The 15,946-nt window shown below is 65.8% G+C and carries 16 protein-coding genes; 11 read left to right on the forward strand and 5 right to left on the reverse strand.

Annotation, left to right across the window (positions count from 1 at the left end; genetic code table 11):
- The first annotated feature begins 21 nt into the window (after positions 1-21).
- Together U4960_RS15240 and U4960_RS15245 are read left to right on the forward strand one after the other, a co-directional pair.
- The gene (locus U4960_RS15240; RefSeq protein WP_324261456.1) at positions 22-1,134 is read left to right on the forward strand and encodes an alkene reductase; all 1,113 of its coding nucleotides are present in this window, start codon (positions 22-24) and stop codon (positions 1,132-1,134) included.
- 5 nt (positions 1,135-1,139) lie between these two features.
- Positions 1,140-2,003: an HpcH/HpaI aldolase/citrate lyase family protein gene (locus U4960_RS15245; protein ID WP_324261457.1), complete on the forward strand. Its 864-nt coding sequence runs from the start codon at positions 1,140-1,142 to the stop codon at positions 2,001-2,003.
- Positions 2,004-2,007: 4 nt separating this feature from the next.
- Here the strand turns inward: U4960_RS15245 and U4960_RS15250 are convergent, their stop codons facing one another.
- Positions 2,008-2,328 carry a hypothetical protein gene (locus U4960_RS15250; RefSeq protein ID WP_324261458.1) on the reverse strand — a complete coding sequence of 107 codons (321 nt, stop codon included), beginning with the start codon at positions 2,326-2,328 and terminating at the stop codon, positions 2,008-2,010.
- Positions 2,329-2,988 carry a lipoyl(octanoyl) transferase LipB gene (gene lipB / locus U4960_RS15255; RefSeq protein ID WP_324261459.1) on the reverse strand — a complete coding sequence of 220 codons (660 nt, stop codon included), beginning with the start codon at positions 2,986-2,988 and terminating at the stop codon, positions 2,329-2,331.
- 66 nt (positions 2,989-3,054) lie between these two features.
- Between lipB and U4960_RS15260 the strand changes: the two genes are divergently transcribed.
- On the forward strand, positions 3,055-3,897 hold the full coding sequence (locus U4960_RS15260) for a hypothetical protein (protein WP_324261460.1): 843 nt from the start codon (positions 3,055-3,057) through the stop codon (positions 3,895-3,897).
- A gap of 40 nt (positions 3,898-3,937) precedes the next feature.
- Here the strand turns inward: U4960_RS15260 and U4960_RS15265 are convergent, their stop codons facing one another.
- Positions 3,938-4,534, reverse strand: a complete 597-nt coding sequence (locus U4960_RS15265; protein ID WP_324263131.1) for a class I SAM-dependent methyltransferase — start codon at positions 4,532-4,534, stop codon at positions 3,938-3,940.
- Between the two features lie 145 nt (positions 4,535-4,679).
- Between U4960_RS15265 and U4960_RS15270 the strand changes: the two genes are divergently transcribed.
- Positions 4,680-6,035 carry an MFS transporter gene (locus U4960_RS15270; protein WP_324261461.1) on the forward strand — a complete coding sequence of 452 codons (1,356 nt, stop codon included), beginning with the start codon at positions 4,680-4,682 and terminating at the stop codon, positions 6,033-6,035.
- Here the strand turns inward: U4960_RS15270 and arsC are convergent.
- Entirely contained in the window at positions 6,032-6,376 is a 345-nt protein-coding gene (gene arsC, locus U4960_RS15275) for an arsenate reductase (glutaredoxin) (RefSeq protein ID WP_324261462.1), read from the reverse strand. The genes U4960_RS15270 and arsC overlap by 4 nt on opposite strands.
- Positions 6,377-6,520: 144 nt before the next feature.
- On the opposite strand from arsC, the gene U4960_RS15280 reads away from it, so the two are divergent.
- Positions 6,521-8,632 carry a TonB-dependent receptor gene (locus tag U4960_RS15280; protein ID WP_324261463.1) on the forward strand — a complete coding sequence of 704 codons (2,112 nt, stop codon included), beginning with the start codon at positions 6,521-6,523 and terminating at the stop codon, positions 8,630-8,632.
- Positions 8,633-8,641: 9 nt separating this feature from the next.
- Here the strand turns inward: U4960_RS15280 and U4960_RS15285 are convergent, their stop codons facing one another.
- The gene (locus U4960_RS15285; protein ID WP_324261464.1) at positions 8,642-9,187 is read right to left on the reverse strand and encodes a (2Fe-2S)-binding protein; all 546 of its coding nucleotides are present in this window, start codon (positions 9,185-9,187) and stop codon (positions 8,642-8,644) included.
- A gap of 110 nt (positions 9,188-9,297) precedes the next feature.
- Here U4960_RS15285 and U4960_RS15290 point away from each other — a divergent pair, with 110 nt between their 5' ends.
- Genes U4960_RS15290 through U4960_RS15315 form a run of 6 tightly spaced genes read left to right on the forward strand, consistent with a single transcriptional unit; the run spans position 9,298 to position 15,910 of the window.
- Positions 9,298-10,665: an MATE family efflux transporter gene (locus tag U4960_RS15290; RefSeq protein ID WP_324261465.1), complete on the forward strand. Its 1,368-nt coding sequence runs from the start codon at positions 9,298-9,300 to the stop codon at positions 10,663-10,665.
- 56 nt (positions 10,666-10,721) lie between these two features.
- Entirely contained in the window at positions 10,722-13,073 is a 2,352-nt protein-coding gene (locus U4960_RS15295) for a chemotaxis protein CheA (protein WP_324261466.1), read from the forward strand.
- Positions 13,073-13,516, forward strand: a complete 444-nt coding sequence (locus U4960_RS15300) for a chemotaxis protein CheW (protein WP_324261467.1) — start codon at positions 13,073-13,075, stop codon at positions 13,514-13,516. Before U4960_RS15295 ends, U4960_RS15300 begins: the two co-directional genes overlap by 1 nt.
- Positions 13,517-13,573: 57 nt before the next feature.
- Positions 13,574-13,939, forward strand: a complete 366-nt coding sequence (locus U4960_RS15305; protein WP_324261468.1) for a response regulator — start codon at positions 13,574-13,576, stop codon at positions 13,937-13,939.
- A gap of 7 nt (positions 13,940-13,946) precedes the next feature.
- Positions 13,947-15,053 carry a chemotaxis-specific protein-glutamate methyltransferase CheB gene (cheB, locus tag U4960_RS15310; RefSeq protein ID WP_324261469.1) on the forward strand — a complete coding sequence of 369 codons (1,107 nt, stop codon included), beginning with the start codon at positions 13,947-13,949 and terminating at the stop codon, positions 15,051-15,053.
- Positions 15,050-15,910: a CheR family methyltransferase gene (locus tag U4960_RS15315; protein ID WP_324261470.1), complete on the forward strand. Its 861-nt coding sequence runs from the start codon at positions 15,050-15,052 to the stop codon at positions 15,908-15,910. Before cheB ends, U4960_RS15315 begins: the two co-directional genes overlap by 4 nt.
- Positions 15,911-15,946: the final 36 nt, after the last annotated feature.

Consider the following 15,946-nt stretch of genomic DNA (forward strand, 5'->3'; position numbering starts at 1 on the left):
AAAAGAAGGGGCATTCCTGACGTGCACGAAACGCTGTTCCAACCACTGACCATGGGCGCCCTCGAGGCCCGCAACCGCATTTTCATGGCCCCGCTCACCCGCGGCCGGGCGAGCCAGCCGGGCTCCATCCCCAATGAAATGATGGCGACCTATTACCGCCAGCGCGCCGGATCAGGCATGATCCTTACCGAAGCGACCGGGATCAGCGTGGAAGGGCTCGGCTGGCCCGCCGCACCCGGCATCTGGAGCGAGGAACAGGTCGAAGGCTGGAAGCTCAGCACCCGTGCGGTGCATGAGGAAGGCGGGCTGATCGTGATGCAGCTGTGGCACATGGGCCGGCTGGTCCACCCCGATTTCCTCGGCGGGGAGCCGGGTGTCTCGGCCAGCGCCACCACCGCGCCCGACCATGCCCATACCCCTACCGGGCGCAAGCCGCATGAACAGGCCCGCGCGCTGGAAACGGACGAGGTCGCCCGCGTGGTCGATGACTATCGCAAGGCGGCCGAAAACGCCAAGGCAGCCGGGTTCGACGGGGTCCAGCTGCACGGCGCGAATGGCTATCTGGTCGATCAGTTCCTGCGCGACAGCACCAACCTGCGCACCGACCGTTACGGTGGCTCGCCGGAAAACCGCACCCGCTTCCTGCGTGAAGTGCTGGATGCGCTGATTGGTGTCTGGGGTGCGGATCGGGTCGGCGTGCGGCTGTCGCCCAATGGGGAGACGCAAGGGTGCGATGACAGCAACCCGGCGGCCACCTTCGGCGCAGCGGCGCAGGTGGTCGAAGACCTGGGCCTCGCTTTCCTCGAACTGCGCGAACCGGGGCCGAACGGCACCTTCGGCGCGACCGAGGTGCCCAAGCAGAGCCCGCTGATCCGCTCGATCTACAGCGGCGCACTGGTGCTCAACAGCGACTATGACGCGGCTCAGGCCGACGCCGATCTCGCGGCGGGCAAGTGCGATGCGGTGAGCTTCGGGCGGCCCTATATCTCCAACCCGGATCTCGAGGTGCGGATTGCCGAAGGCGCGCCCTTCGCCCCCAACATCGACGTGCCGCGCAGCTGGTACCTCCCGGGGCCGCAGGGCTATATCGACTATCCGAGGCTCGCCGAAGCGACTGCCGGGGCAAACAGCTAGAAACCATGCGCTCGTGGCTCCACATCCCGGCCGGCAATGCCGCCCGCCTCGACAAGGCGGCAGCCTTGCCGGCCGACGTGATGGTGGTCGATTTCCATGCCGGGCCGGGCGAAGTCACCGGCGAGACGAGGGCGCAGGCTGCGGCCTGGCTGTCAGAACATGGCACGAGCAAGGCAGGCTTTGCCCGTTGGGTGCGCATCAGGCCGGTTTCGGCTCCCCAATGGCGCGAAGATCTGGTCGCGGTCATGCCCTCCCGCCCCGACGGCGTGGTAATGACCGGGGTCGAGACTCCGGACGATGTGCGGCAGCTCGGGAGCGAGCTCTACGAGCTGGAGCAGCGCCACGGCCTTGCGCCCAATTCGATGCCGCTGGTGCTGGAGCTGGGTGCGAGCGCCCGAGGCGCGCTCGCGATCGAGCGAATGGCGCTCGATCCCCATCCCCGCGTGTTTGGAGTCACCTGGAACCCGGCTATGCTGGCGCGCGACATCGGTTCGGCACATGCCCCGGGCAAGGTTGGCTGGCCGGCTCCCATGGCGCATGTCCGGGCGCAGACGGTGCTGGTCGCCAAGGCCCTGGGAGCCCTGGCGCTGGAGGCGGCTTATCCGGTCTGGCGCGATGCGGACGCGTTCGAGCGTGCCTGTGCGCTGGCCCGGCGCGACGGGTTCGACGCCATGGCCGCAGTCCACCCGGCGCAGCTTGGCCCGATCAATGACCGCTTTTCGCCCACCGAGGCGGAGCGCGCCGAAGCGGACATCATGGTCGCCCGGTTCGAGGAATCGCCTTCAGCCAACGTGCTGTCGATCGCAGGGCGCATGGTTGACCGGGCGCAGCTGGCGCGGGCACGCCGGGTCCTCGCCATGCCCTGCTAGCGGACTAGCCCTCGTCTGCCGCTGGCTCTGCGGTGTCGGCAGAAGGCGTTTCGGATCCGGTCTCAGGCGCGGCCCCTTGCGCTTCAGCTCCGTCACTAGCATCGGATGATACCTGCCCCGGACCGGTCACAGGCTGCACCCGCAGCGGGGGTGACTGCGAGCGCAACTGGTCAAGCGGGATCATTTCGTCGCTGATCGAACCGCCCAGCACTTCACCTTCGGCCCGCGCGCCCGCCGGTGCAGCGTTTTCGGGTGCCTGCTCGCAGGCCACCAGAGCAAAAATCGGCAGGGCCAGCAGGATCGGTCGAAAGAGGGCCGTCATCATTCAGTCTTTCCGGTCAAGCAGGGCGAGAAACTCGCCGAAGCGGCTCTGCAATGCCGCATCCCATTCCTCCGGCGCAAGCCCTATCCCGAGCCGTTCGAGGCTGGTCACGCCGAATTCCTCGATCCCGCAGGGCACGATGCCAGTAAAGTGGGCGAGGTCCGGCGCAAGGTTGACCGAAAAACCGTGCATCGTCACCCAGCGCCGCATCCGCACGCCGATGGCGCCGATCTTGGCTTCGCGCCCGTCCACGTCGCGGGTCCAGATGCCGACCCGCCCTTCGGCCGCCCAGCTTTCTACCCCGAACCCGGCCAGCGTGGCGATCACCCATTGCTCCAGGCCATGAACAAACCGACGCACATCGCGCCCCCTCCGGCTCAGGTCGAGCAGGACATATCCGATCCGCTGCCCCGGCCCGTGATAGGTGTAGCGTCCGCCGCGGCCGGCTTCGACCACTTCGAACCGGGGGTCCAGCAGTTCGTCGATCGCCGCGCTGGTCCCGGCGGTATAGACCGGCGGGTGTTCGAGCAGCCAGACCAGTTCGCCATCCTCGCCCGAGGCGATCGCCGCATTGCGCCGCTCCATCTCCGCCAGTGCAAGGCGATAGGGCACAGGCTCGCCCGCCATCTGCCATTCGACCGCTTCGGGTGACATCTGCTTCATTGGCAATTGCGTGGCGGCATGTTGACCGCTTATCAAGCATCTTCACCGCACGCTGAGGAGGAAGCGATGAATTTCGATATGGGGCAGGCCTGGAGCGAGGCCACTGCCAAGCTGAGCGCGAACTTCTCACTTCTCGCCATTCTGGGCGGGGTGTTCTTTTTCGTGCCCTCGCTGCTGATGTTCGTGGCAATGCCGGACGTGATGGGCGCCCTTATGTCGCCCAATATGGACCCGTCGGACATGGAAGCCATGATGGCGAACCTCGGCCCGACGTTCTTCGGTGCCTACCTGCTGATTCTGCTGGCCAGCTTCGTCGGCTATGTCGCGATGATTGCCTTGCTCGGTGACAACACGAGAGTCTCGGTCGGCGAGGCGATCGGGATCGGCTTCAAGGCCCTGCTGCCATTGCTGGCCATCATGATCATCCTCGCCATTGCCTATTTCATCATCGCCCTGCTTTTCGGCCTCGTGATCGGTCTGCTGGTGGCCGCAGTGGGCCAGGCTTCGACCGGAGCAGCGGCGGGCCTGACCTTCATCCTGGTCATCGCCATGCTGGTCGGCGTGCTGTGGGTGCTGACCCGGCTTTCGATGATCACGCCGATCATCGCCATCGAGGGAACAATGAACCCCTTTGCCGTGCTCAGCCGCACCTGGTCGCTCACCAAGCCGGCCCAGGGCCGCCTGTTCCTGTTCTACGTGGTGCTGTTCATCGCCTATATCGTGATCGCGGTGGTGCTGTTCATGGTCATCGGCCTGCTTGCCGCAGCGGTTGGGGGTACGAGCGTGCTGGGCTTCGTCAACGGCCTCATCGGCGCGTTTGTGGCCATGCTGTTTTCGGCCATCTTCGTGGCCGTCTACAACCAGCTGGCCGGCTCTACGGCGACCAAAATCGGCGCCACCTTCGAATAAGCGCGACGGCGGGGCGGCCCGGGCTGCCCCGCTTTGCCGCTCAGTCCTTCCAGCCCCAGAACAGCTTGCACGGCAGCACGTTCAGCAGTTCGAAGCCCTGGTCGATGCGGGCAAAGTGGGGTGCCATGAAATCGCGCGCGCGGGCCGAGAACTGGTAGACCAGGAAGGCGCCGCCCGGGCGCAATACCCGGTGGGTAGCCGCCGCGATTTCCGGACCGACCCCGTCTGGCAGGGTCGAGAATGGCAGGCCGGACAGAACATAGTCGGCCTGCTCGAAACCCAGAGACCGTACGATATGCTCGACATCTGCGGCCGAGCCGTGGACCGCATGAAAGCGGCTGTCGGTGATCGTCTTGCGGAGATAGTCGATGTAGAGCGGGTTGGTGTCGATCACCACCAGCGCACCGTCGCGCCGCAGCCGCTCCAGCACCGGATAGCAGAACGTGCCGACCCCCGGACCATATTCGACAAACAACCTGCACTGCTGCCAGTCCACCGGCGCAAGCATCTTGTCGATGGTAAAGCGGGAGGATGGGATGATCGAGCCGACCATTTTCGGATGTTCGAGGAAGCCGCGGAAAAACACGCCCCACTGCCCGAACAGGCGGGCCGCGCGCTGGCGGAGGCCTTGCGGCATGGCAAGTGCCCGGTTGGCTGAATTGTTCAAGAAATGCGCCTCGTCAGGTTGCGACGGCTGCTGGGCTGCCGTTCAATGGCTCTGAAATCGCAAATTCGCTGCTCCATTGCAAGCGCGGCCTGCCCGGCGTAGCGCGTCGATCATCATGGCCGAGTCCGACCGCCCCCTCCCCTGCCCCGATCCGCAGCCGCGTCAGCCGGCGATTTCGCGCGGGCGGATGGCCCTGCTGTTCGCGGTCATGCTGACCACGGCGGCGGGCAACACGGCGATGCAGTCGGTGATGCCGTCGATCGGAACGGCTCTGGGTGTCAACGACGTCTGGATCAGCCTGGCCTACACCTGGTCGGCGCTGCTGTGGGTGGTCTGTGCACCGTTCTGGGCCGGCCGGTCGGACCAGCGCGGACGCAAGGCGATGATGGCATTGGGCATGGTCGGCTTCATTGTGTCGATGGGTCTGTGCGGTCTGGCCCTGTGGCTGGGCCTGACCGGGACGCTGCCAGCGCTGTGGACCCTGCTTGCCTTTGCCGCCGCGCGCAGCCTGTATGGCGGATTCGGTTCCGCTGCGCCGCCTGCAGTGCAGGCTTATGTCGCCAGCCGCACTCCGCGCGCCGAGCGGACCCAGGCGCTGTCCCTCATTGCCTCCAGCTTCGGCCTCGGCACGGTCATCGGCCCCGCGCTGGCGCCATTGATGGTGCTTCCGGTGCTGGGCCTGACCGGGCCTTTCATCATTTTCGCGCTGATCGGGGTGGCAACACTGATTGCGCTCCGTTTACGCCTGCCCAATGACGAGCCGCAGTTTCCCGCACGCGGTGCCGCCTACGATGCGCCCTATTCCGGTAGTCCGTCAAGCGAACCAAGCGGGGATAGCGAGGACGGCGACACCCCATTGGCGCCGCCGACCACGAGGCTGCGCTGGTTCGAGCCGCGCCTGCGCCCCTGGGTTATCGTGGCGCTGCTCGGTGGCCACGCTCAGGCGATGACGCTCGGCATTGCCGGGTTCCTGGTGCTGGACCGGCTGGGCCTGCGGGAGACACCGGATGTGGGCACCGGCGCAGTCGGGCTGGTGCTGATGGCTGGCGCAATGGCAACGCTGCTGGCGCAGTGGGGCCTGATTCCCCGCTTCGACCTGGGGCCGCGCGCGGCGACTCTGTCTGGCATCGCGTTGGCCGCCGCCGGAACGGTCATGCTGGGGCTTGCCGACAATCTCCACCTGATCGCCCTCAGTTTCGCGATTTCCTCGCTCGGCTTCGGGCTCTTCCGCCCCGGCTCCACCTCAGGCACGTCGCTGGCAGTCACCCGCGCTGAACAGGGCCAGGCTTCGGGCATTACTGCCTCGGTTGCGGGCGCAAGCTATATCTTTGCACCGGCGCTCGGGGTGTGGCTCTACAACCATTCCGACTGGCTGAGCTTCGGCCTGATCGTGGCCCTTTGCCTGGTGGTGCTGCTCTATGGCTGGCGCGCGCTCCAGGCGGATGAAGTGCTGGTGCGCGAGCGCCGCTAGAGAATCTCGCGCACCTTTTCCTGCGGGCGGCACAGCCGCACGCCCTTATCCGTCTCCACCAGCGGCCGCTCGATCAGGATCGGGTCGGCGGCCATGGCTGCCAGCACGGTGGAGTTATCCGCCTCCGGCAGTCCACGCTCTTCCGCGTCGGTACCGCGCAGGCGCAACCCCTGCTGCGGGGTCAAGCCGGCATCGCGGTAAAGCCGGGCAAGCGTTTCTGCCGATGGCGGGGTCTTGAGGTATTCGACGACGGTCAGCTCAATTCCCGGCGCTTCCTCGAGAATAGCGAGCGTCTTGCGCGAGGTGCCACAGTTCGGGTTGTGCCAGATGGTTGCCTTCACTGCGGATCTCCTCGGTCGCCTCGTGCCGGCGCCGGTAATTCATTGCGAAATTCGCCGCAATCCACATTTCTGCTTGTAAATGCGAATTACTCGCAATAGCAGGCCTGCAGATAATTGATAACGATTCGCAAATGAGGAGCACCCATGTCCTTCCGTTCCGCCCGCCTCCTGCTGCTGTCCAGCGTAGCACCTTTTGCCGCCGCGAGCCCGCTGGCGGCCGCTGACAATGCGGCGGCCGATCCGGAGCGCGTCTACTTGCCAAGCGCCATTGTGGTGACCGGCGAACGCGATCAATACGGCACCAGCGACGGATCGAGTGGGACCAAGACACCGACCCCCCTGATCCGCGTGCCGCAGACCATTTCCGTCATTACCGACGACCAGCTGCAGGACCAGGCGATCACCCAGCTGGGCGAAGCGCTGCGTTATATACCCGGGGTCAGCCTGGAAACGGGCGAAGGGCACCGGGACGAAATCTTCATCCGCGGGCAGGAAACCACCGCCGACTTCTATCTCGACGGCTTGCGCGATGACGCACAGTATTACCGCTCGCTCTACAATGTAGAGCGGATCGAGGTGCTCAAGGGTGCCAATGCGCTGATCTTCGGGCGCGGCGGCGGTGGCGGGGTGGTCAACCGGGTCAGCAAGACCGCCCGCATCGACGAGAGCATGGTCGGTTTGCGCGGATCAGTCGACACCTTCAGCGCCTTCGATCTGGCAGCCGATATCAATCAGCCACTGGGCGATGGCGTCGCCCTGCGACTGAACGGCACCTACGAGGAGTTCGACAGCCACCGCGACTTCTACGAAGGCCGGTTTTTCGGTGTCTCGCCCACCATCACGGCCGAACTCGGTGCGGACACCCGCCTCCTGGCCAGCTACACCTATGATGACGATCGCCGCGTAACCGATCGCGGCCTGCCTTCGCTGGCGGGGGCACCCTTGCGCGGGTTTGACCGGGCCTTCCTGGGCGATCCCGCGTTCAATCAGGCCCTCAACCAGGCGCATATCGCGCGGATGCGGCTGGAGCATAGCTTCAGCGATACGTGGTCGGCCAATGCCTCGATCCAGTACGCCAATTACGACAAGATCTACGCCAATCTGGTGCCTGACAGCACCAATGGCACCACCGTCCGCCTGTCGGGCTACGAGGATTCCCAGCAACGCGAAAACTGGATCGCCCAGGCCAATCTGGTCGGCGAATTCGAGACCGGTGTGCTGGCACATACCCTGCTGGCCGGGGTCGAAGCCAGCTGGCAGGATTCCTTCAACGGCCGCCGCAACGTGCAGTTTGCCAACGGCACCGGTGGTTTCACCAGCCGGGTTGACGTGTCGCTGGAGCGGGTGCTGACTATTCCTGCCTTCTCCCTGACCGCCCCGGTCCGCGGCAACGACAGCAGCCTCAAGGTCCTGTCCGGCTATGTGCAGGACCAGATTGCCATCGGCGATCATGTGGAGCTGATTGCCGGTCTGCGGTGGGACCGGTTCGATCTCGACACCACCAACTTAGCCGGTGCACGCACGGCACGGGTGGACGAGAAAGTGAGCCCGCGCCTGGGCCTGGTGGTCAAACCAACTGAGGCGCTGTCACTCTACGCCAGTTACGCCACGACCTTTCTGCCTCAGGCGGGCGACCAGTTCTTCCTGATCGCTCCGGGCGACCAGGGTTTCGAGCCCGAGAAATTCACCAATTATGAACTCGGCGCGAAATGGCTGATCAAGCCGGAGCTGTTTTTCACGGCGGCACTGTTCCGGCTCGACCGGACCAATACCAAGGGCCCCAGCCCGCTTGATCCAACCCTCGTCGCCCTGGTCGGCGAAAGCCGCACCGACGGGCTCGAGCTGAATCTCGTCGGCAAGATCCTGCCCGGCTGGCAGGCCAATATCGGCTACACCTATCTTGATGGCAAAGTGCGGACCACCACCAGCTCCGCCCCTGCCGGACGAAGGCTGGAGCAGGTGCCGGAGCACCAGTTCGCGGCATGGAACCATGTCGAGCTGACCAGCCAGTTCAGCCTCGGACTCGGGGTCATCTACCAGGACGAACAGTTTGCCAGCCTGACCAATGCGGTCACCCTGCCCGACTACGTGCGGGTGGACGCAGCGGCCTATTACCAGCTCAACGACCGGATCGGCTTTCAGGTCAACATCGAGAACCTGTTCGACGAGGGTTATTACCCGAGCGCCCATGGTGACAACAATATCCAACCGGCACGGCCGTTCGTGGCCCGTTTCGGGGTGAAAATCGACCTTTAGGCGCCTTACCTATTCCCCGGCGGGCGCAGCCATGGCGGGAACCTCCCGGGCGGCGTCCGCCGGATCGATGCCCGGCGCAGGTGCAGCGCTGATCGTCTCGCGGCGGGCCATCACCCTCCCGGCGCGCTGCACGGCGCGGACCAGCCGGGGATAGACCCCGCAGCGGCACAGGTTGGGGATCGCGGCGCGGACTTCGTCATCGGTCGGGGCAACCGTTTTGCGCAGCAGCGCTGCCGCAGCGATGGCGATACCCGGCGTGCAGAACCCGCACTGGATCGCACCTTCGGCAACAAGTGCCTGCTGGACCGGGTGCGAGCGATCGCGGCTGAGCCCCTCGATCGTGGTGATGTAGCGGCCCTCGGCCTCATCCAGTGTGATCAGGCAGCTGCGCAGTGCCTCGCCATCGACCAGCACCATGCAGGCGCCGCAATCACCGTTGCCACAGCCATACTTTGTGCCAGTGAGGTTGGCGGCGTCGCGCAGCGCCCAGAGCAGCGGCGTCGCTCCATCCATGTCGAATTCGAGCGGTCGCTCGTTCACGGTTATCCGCGGCATTGGGGCACCTTGTCCTGCTACGCCCAAGGCTATCGCACGCGGGGCAAGTCGCGCACAAGTGATGCGATAGCGCTTCCCACTACCGGCACGGCAAGCTAGGCCCGCAGCCAATGAGCGAGACCGCGAAACTGACCCGAGGCTCCATTCGCGGGCATCTCGTATCGCAGACCCTCCCCAATATCCTCGGCGTTGCGGCGCTGATGTCTGTCGCGCTGCTCAACGCCTACTACATCGGGCGGCTGGGTAGTGCACAGCTGGCGGCAGTCGCCTTCATCTTTCCGGTGGTGATTGCCGTGTCGAGCCTCGGCGTGGGCGTGATGGTCGGGATCAATTCGGTCATCGCCCGTTCGCTCGGCGCGGGCGATGTCGAGCAGGCGGCGCGGCGAGCCAATTTCGGCGCAGTCTTCGCGCTGGCGACCGGGGCAGTGCTGGGGCTGGCGCTCTACCTGCTGATCGACCCGCTGTTCCGCCTGATGCAGGCTGATAGCGCTCTGCGCCCTCTGATCCGCGAATTCATGGCACCTTATGCGCTGGGGCTGCCGCTGCTCCTGTTGCAGATGGCGCTGAACGGCGTGCTGCGCGGACAGGGCGAGGCGCGGATGAATTCGCTCATCTCGCTGGCCTACGCGGCGATCAACTGGGTGCTCAATCCGTTCCTGATTACCGGGGCGCTGGGCATCGGCGGTCTGGGCCTTGCAGGGGCAGCCTATGCCATGCTGGCCGGATACGGCTTTGCCTGCCTGCTGGCATTGTGGTTCATCGCGCGGACCCACCTCCCGATAAACCCCGCTCTGATTCGCCAGTGCCGGATGGGCGAATCCGCCCGCGCGATCATGCGGGTGGCGGGCCCCGCCGCGCTCTCAAACGCAATCAACCCGGTCGGCCTAGCCGTGCTCACTGGCCTGCTGGCCTCCGAGGGGCAGGCCGCCGTAGCCGGATTTGGCGCAGCGGGCCGGTTGCAGAGCTTTGCCGTGGTCCCCCTGCTCGCCCTGTCGGGTTCGATCGGGGCGATAGTCGGGCAGAACTGGGGCGCAGGCGAGCATGACCGCGCGCGGCTGGCCCTGTTCGAGGCAGGGCTGTTCTGCCTCGCCTATGGCCTTGGCACCGGCGCACTGCTCTGGCTGTTCGGCGACTGGTTCGGCGGCGTGTTCAGTTCCGATCCGGCTCTGATCGAGGCCTTTTCGACCTACCTGGCGATCTCGGTCTGGGGATATGCCGGCTTTGGCCTGCTGATCGTCGCCAACGGCGCGCTGAATGCGGTCGATCGCTCGGCCTATGCGCTGGCGCAAAGTTTCGCCCGGGTGTTCTTCCTGATGCTGCCGTTCGCCTGGCTGCTGCGCGGAACCTGGGGCGCGGACGCGATCTACGGCGCCGAGCTGGTCGCCAATCTCGGCGGCGGCATCGTGGCGGCCTTCGTCGCCTGGCGGGTGCTCGCCGCTCCGCCCCGGCCCGCTCTCTCGGGCGCCTCCGGCCGGTGACCGAACGTTAACCAAGCCCGTCCATAAACCGTTTCCGACCAACCGGGGGCGATAACATGGACGATCTGCTGGCGGAGTTCGTGGCCGAAACCCGCGAAATGCTGGCCGCAATAGAAGGCGAACTGGTCGCGTGGGAATCCGACCCGGGCGACCGGGCGCGGCTCGACGCCATTTTCCGCTTCGTCCATACCGTCAAAGGCAACTGCGGCTTCTTCGACTTTCCCCGGCTCGAACAACTCAGCCATGCGGCTGAAAGCGCCCTTTCCGAAGTGCGCGCCGGGCGGCGTCAACCGGGCACCCATCTCGTCAACGCGGTGCTCGCTGTGATTGACCGGATCGGCGAACTGGTCTCCGCCATTGAGGCTGGGGCAGATTTGCCCGCCACGAGCGATGAGCGCCTGATCGCAGCTCTCGAACCGGACACTGCGGCGGATCTGGTGGAACCGGACGGCAATGCCGGCGCGGATCAGGAACGGCGCGGCTCGGGCCCGGCCGCAGGCCGACGCTCGATCCGCCTGCCAGTCGACCTGCTCGACCGCCTGATGAGTGGCATTTCCGACATGGTCCTGGCCCGCAACGACCTCGCCCGCCGCCTGCGCGAGGCCGGCAACCAGCCGACAATCGACGGGCCGTTCGAGCGCCTGTCTGCCATCCTCGATGATGTCCGCGAAGGTGTGACGCGGATGCGGATGCAGCGGATCGAGCACCTCTACAATTCGCTGCCCCGCCTGGTGCGCGATCTGGGTGCCGAACTCGGCAAGCAAGTCATGCTCGACCTGCAGGGCGGCGATGTCGAACTCGACCGTGAAATGGTCGAGATGGTGCGCGATCCGCTGACCCATATCATCCGCAACGCCATCGACCACGGTATCGAGCGCCCGTCCGACCGGCTTGCCAGCGGCAAGCGCGAAATCGGGCTGCTGACCGTCTCGGCGCGCCAGGCGGGTAACCGCATCCTGCTGGCCGTGAGCGACGACGGGCGGGGCCTCGACCTCACCCGGATCACGGCCAAGGCCGCAGCCCAGGGGATGGGCACCCGGGACGAGATCGAGGCACTGTCCCACGAGCGCAAGCTGGCCCTGATCTTCGAACCGGGCCTGTCCACGGCGGAGACGGTCAGCGGCGTTTCGGGCCGGGGCGTGGGGATGGACGTGGTGCGCGCAAACCTGGAAAAGGTCGGCGGGGCCATCCGGGTGGAAAGCGAGCCGGGCGAAGGCACACTCTTCATCCTCGAACTGCCGCTGACCCTGAGCATCATCGCCGGACTGACCGTGGAGAGCGGGGGGCAGCGCTATGCCATCCCCCGCTCCTACATCGAGGAGATCGCCCGCGGGAACGCCGCGGGCATTGCGGTGGAAGAACTGGGCGACGCCCGCTTTGTGACTTTCCGGGATAAGAGTGTGCCCGCCATCGCGCTGGCGCACGTGCTGGGGCAGGTCGAGACTGTTCCGGTCCGGCAGGCGGTGTTCGTGTTCGTCCGCCTGGCCGCAGGCGATCTCTACGCGCTGATCGTTGACCGGGTGCTGGACAACGAAGACCTCGTGGTCAAGCCGCTCGCCCCGGCAGTGATGGCCGCAGGGGTCTATGCCGGCTCGACCCTGCTTGACGACGGTCACCCGATCCTGATGCTCGACATGCCGAACATCGCGGCCCGCCACCGCCTGACCAACCCCCTCCGTGCCCGGCGCGCGCAGGACACTGATCAGGGTATCGGCGCTGCGCAGATCGAAGCCGAACAGGTAATCCTGTTCACCGATTTCTCGGGCAGGCGGCGCGGTGTCCGGATGGCGACGGTGCGGCGCATTGTTACGCTTGAGCGGAATGCAGTCACCATCGAAGGGGCGCATTGCCGGGTCACCATTGATGGCAGAACGCTGCCGATGGCGGGGCTGGAAGGCCGCGAATTGCCGCTGGCTGGTTTCCCGGCCTTGTGGCTATCCGACGGGGCGACCGACCTTATCCTTGCCGCTGCGGCGATCGACAACACGGCCGACCTGACGGGTGACATCATTCCCCTGCCTGGCGACGACATTCTCGAAGGCACGGCCGTGATCGAGGGCGAGGCAACAGTGATCGTCGACAGCCATGCCCTGTTCGCCCGCCATGTCGGGCTGGTACCTGCGGCCCGGCCCCGGACCTGCCGTCTGCCACAGGACGATGGCTGGGCCGGGACTTTCCTGCGGCCACTGCTTGAAAGCGCCGGTTACGCGGTGATCGGCGCGGATGCACCCGATCCCTGCGACATCGTGATTGCGGCCGAGACCGAGGAGCCAGCACAGCCTACAGGCGTGCCCGTCATCCGGCTCCGCGCCACCCCGGAACCAGTGGCTCAGGACCCGGGCTCTATCTACCGCTACGACCGCGCGGCGCTCCTCGCCGCGCTGGGCAATGCCGCGAGGACAGCGTGATGGGCGATCTGCTTCTGCTTGTGACCATCGCAGGACGCTGCGCAGCCATCCCTGGCGCAGCGGTGCAGTCAGTGGTCGAACTCGACCAGGTGGCACCGGTGCCGCTGGCCCAACCCCATGTCGCTGGCCTCACCGCGCTGCGTAGCCGGGCGCTGACAGTCATCGATACGCGCGCCGCCATCGGTCTATGTCCGACGGACTGGCCCACCGAAGGGCGGGCTGCCGTGGTCGAGGTGGACGGTCATGCCTATGCCCTGCTGGTTGACCGGGTTGTGGATGTTGCCGAAGCCCTTTCGGCGCCCGCTCCGTCCGAGGCTTCGCTTGGCCGGAACTGGGACGATGTTGCCGAAGGACTGATTGAAACGGCGGCCGGCCCGGCCGTGCTGGTTTCCATTCCGTGCCTGGTTGCCGGACCAGACGGAGCGCAGGCCCGTGCTGCGTAAGGCCTACGTTAACCTAAAGGCCATAGCCTTCCGGCCTGACCACAAGGAACTGAACCAGTGAAAACCTGCCTGATCGTCGACGACTCGCGGGTAATCCGCAAGGTCTCACGGCATATTCTCGAATCGCTGGGGTTCTCGGTCGATGAGGCGGAAAACGGCCTTGTCGGGCTGGAACGCTGTGGCGAGGCCATGCCCGACCTGATCATGCTGGACTGGAACATGCCGGTCATGACCGGGATCGAATTCATCGTCCAGCTCCGCCAGCGGTCTGGCGGCGACCGGCCCAAAGTGGTGTTCTGTACGACCGAAAACGACGTGGCCCACATTCGAGAAGCGATCGAAGCGGGGGCCGACGAATACGTCATGAAGCCGTTCGATCACGAAACCTTGCAGATCAAACTCCAGCTGGTGGGCATGGGCTGAGGCCAGGATGATGGCCCCGACTGCCCTGAGCGAAACACCTGAAAGTGCGGCAAAACAGGCTGATGCGCGCCCGATCCGGGTGATGGTAGTGGACGATTCGCTGATTGTCCGCACCATCCTGTCCCGGGTAATCGACCCCGAGCCCGACATGGAAATCGTCGCCAAGGTCAGCAGCGGAGAGCTCGCTCTGAGCGAGCTGGCCCGCACGTCTGCAGACGTCGTGCTGCTCGATCTGGATATGCCGGGAATGGGCGGGCTGGAAACATTGCCGCGGCTGCTGGCGGCCCGGCCCCGCCTGCCGGTGCTGGTGGTATCTTCCCTGACTGAGGCCGGGGCCGAACATACGCTCGCCGCGCTGGCCATGGGCGCGGCCGACACCATGCTGAAGCCCCGTTCAGGCCAGTTCGATGAGGAATACCGCCGTGCCCTGGTGCAGCGCGTCCGCGCCCTGGCAAAGCTGGAGCCGATGCCGGCGTGCGAGAAAGTCACTCCGCCAGTACGCTCTGCGCCGGGCCGGCCCCATGCTCCCGCGCTTATACCATCCGTGATTGCGGTGGGCGCATCAACGGGCGGGATTCATGCGTTGGGGCAGCTCCTGCGGCATCTGCCCGGTGGGGTCAGCCAGCCACTGGTCGTGGTCCAGCACCTTCCGGCGTCGTTTGCCAAGGTGTTTGCCCGGCAATTGCAGCTGGCTTCGGACCGCGAAACGATTGTCGGTGAAGATGGCATGCAGCTAATGCCGGGTCGTATCTACGTTGCCAGCGGCGCCAGCCATCTGCTGGTACAGCAACATGGCGACGCGCTCGTGCTTGGCAGCTCAACCAAGCCGGCACCGAGCGGCTGCACCCCCTCGGTCGATCCCCTCTTCGAATCTCTCGCCCGCACCGCCGGTGCCAGAACCCTTGCCGTCGTTCTTTCCGGCATGGGCCGCGACGGCGCCCTTGGTGCGGTGGACCTGGTCAGGGCTGGAGGTCGCATTCTCGTGCAGGACCAGGCCAGCTCGGCTGTCTGGGGGATGCCCCGGGCGATCGTCGAAGCAGGTCTGGCCGAAGCTATCCTGCCGCCAGACCAGCTTGGCATCCGGATCGCCGCTTTTTGCGGGCTCGGGCGATGAGCGGGTTCAGCGCCTCTCACAGCGTTGTGGCGGATCTCCTGCGCGCCCGCACCGGGCAGCAGCTGACCGAAGGGCGGCGCTGGCGCATCGACACCGCACTTGCCGGGCTGTTCCGCGAACAGGGCATCAGCAATGTCGACCAGCTCGCCTGCCTGCTGGCCGAATCCGGTGCCGACATTCTCGCCCGTGACGTGGTCGAGGCTCTGCTCAACAACGAGACCTACTTCTTCCGCGACCGGCCGATGTTCGAAATGCTGGCGGGCAAGGTCCTGCCCGATCTTGCCGCCCGCCGTGCCGGCGCCCGCCGCCTGCGGATCTGGTCGGCCGGTTGTTCAACCGGACAAGAAGCCTACACCATGGCGATCCTGTTCGCCCAGGAACCGGAACGCTGGCGCGGCTGGAGCGTGGAGATTGTCGGTACTGACGTTTCCGGTCGGGCCGTCGCTGCGGCACACCATGCCTGTTACAGCCAGTTCGAGATCCAGCGCGGCCTTTCGGTCGGTCAGATGCTCGGCTGGTTCCACGAAACCCCGAATGGCTGGGCACCCAACGACGCCTTGCGCGCCATGGTCCGCTTCGAACGGCGCAACATCCTTGACCCGTTCGACCATGCGCGTCCGTTCGATCTGGTACTGTGCCGCAACGTCCTGCTCTATTTCGACGGCCCGACGCGCGAACGCGCCTTTGCCCGGCTTGATCAGGCGCTTGCGGAAGACGGCTGGCTGATGCTGGGCGCAGGCGAGACGGTCGTAGGGCGCACCGGCATTTTCGAGCCGGTCGAAGGCAACCAGGGCCTCTGCCGCCGGAAATCGGCAAGCAATGCGCCCGTCCGGCAAGCCCGGGCTAGCATCAGGTGACCGGATAACAAGGTAAAATCCGGCTTAACAGTTCCT

Origin of the sequence: Altererythrobacter sp. H2 (assembly GCF_035319885.1) — a bacterium.
Taxonomy (GTDB): Bacteria; Pseudomonadota; Alphaproteobacteria; order Sphingomonadales; family Sphingomonadaceae; genus 34-65-8.

Bases quoted from the DNA above. Each gene is read 5' to 3' on its own strand.
- U4960_RS15315 (WP_324261470.1), top strand. From the start codon at position 15,050: ATGAGCGGGTTCAGCGCCTCTCACAGCGTTGTGGCGGATCTCCTGCGC.
- cheB (WP_324261469.1), top strand. From the start codon at position 13,947: ATGATGGCCCCGACTGCCCTGAGCGAAACACCTGAAAGTGCGGCAAAA.
- U4960_RS15280 (WP_324261463.1), top strand. From the start codon at position 6,521: ATGTCCTTCCGTTCCGCCCGCCTCCTGCTGCTGTCCAGCGTAGCACCT.
- U4960_RS15250 (WP_324261458.1), bottom strand. From the start codon at position 2,328: ATGATGACGGCCCTCTTTCGACCGATCCTGCTGGCCCTGCCGATTTTT.
- U4960_RS15245 (WP_324261457.1), top strand. From the start codon at position 1,140: ATGCGCTCGTGGCTCCACATCCCGGCCGGCAATGCCGCCCGCCTCGAC.
- U4960_RS15265 (WP_324263131.1), bottom strand. From the start codon at position 4,534: ATGCCGCAAGGCCTCCGCCAGCGCGCGGCCCGCCTGTTCGGGCAGTGG.
- U4960_RS15290 (WP_324261465.1), top strand. From the start codon at position 9,298: ATGAGCGAGACCGCGAAACTGACCCGAGGCTCCATTCGCGGGCATCTC.
- U4960_RS15300 (WP_324261467.1), top strand. From the start codon at position 13,073: ATGGGCGATCTGCTTCTGCTTGTGACCATCGCAGGACGCTGCGCAGCC.
- U4960_RS15295 (WP_324261466.1), top strand. From the start codon at position 10,722: ATGGACGATCTGCTGGCGGAGTTCGTGGCCGAAACCCGCGAAATGCTG.
- U4960_RS15285 (WP_324261464.1), bottom strand. From the start codon at position 9,187: ATGCCGCGGATAACCGTGAACGAGCGACCGCTCGAATTCGACATGGAT.
- U4960_RS15270 (WP_324261461.1), top strand. From the start codon at position 4,680: ATGGCCGAGTCCGACCGCCCCCTCCCCTGCCCCGATCCGCAGCCGCGT.
- U4960_RS15260 (WP_324261460.1), top strand. From the start codon at position 3,055: ATGAATTTCGATATGGGGCAGGCCTGGAGCGAGGCCACTGCCAAGCTG.
- lipB (WP_324261459.1), bottom strand. From the start codon at position 2,988: ATGAAGCAGATGTCACCCGAAGCGGTCGAATGGCAGATGGCGGGCGAG.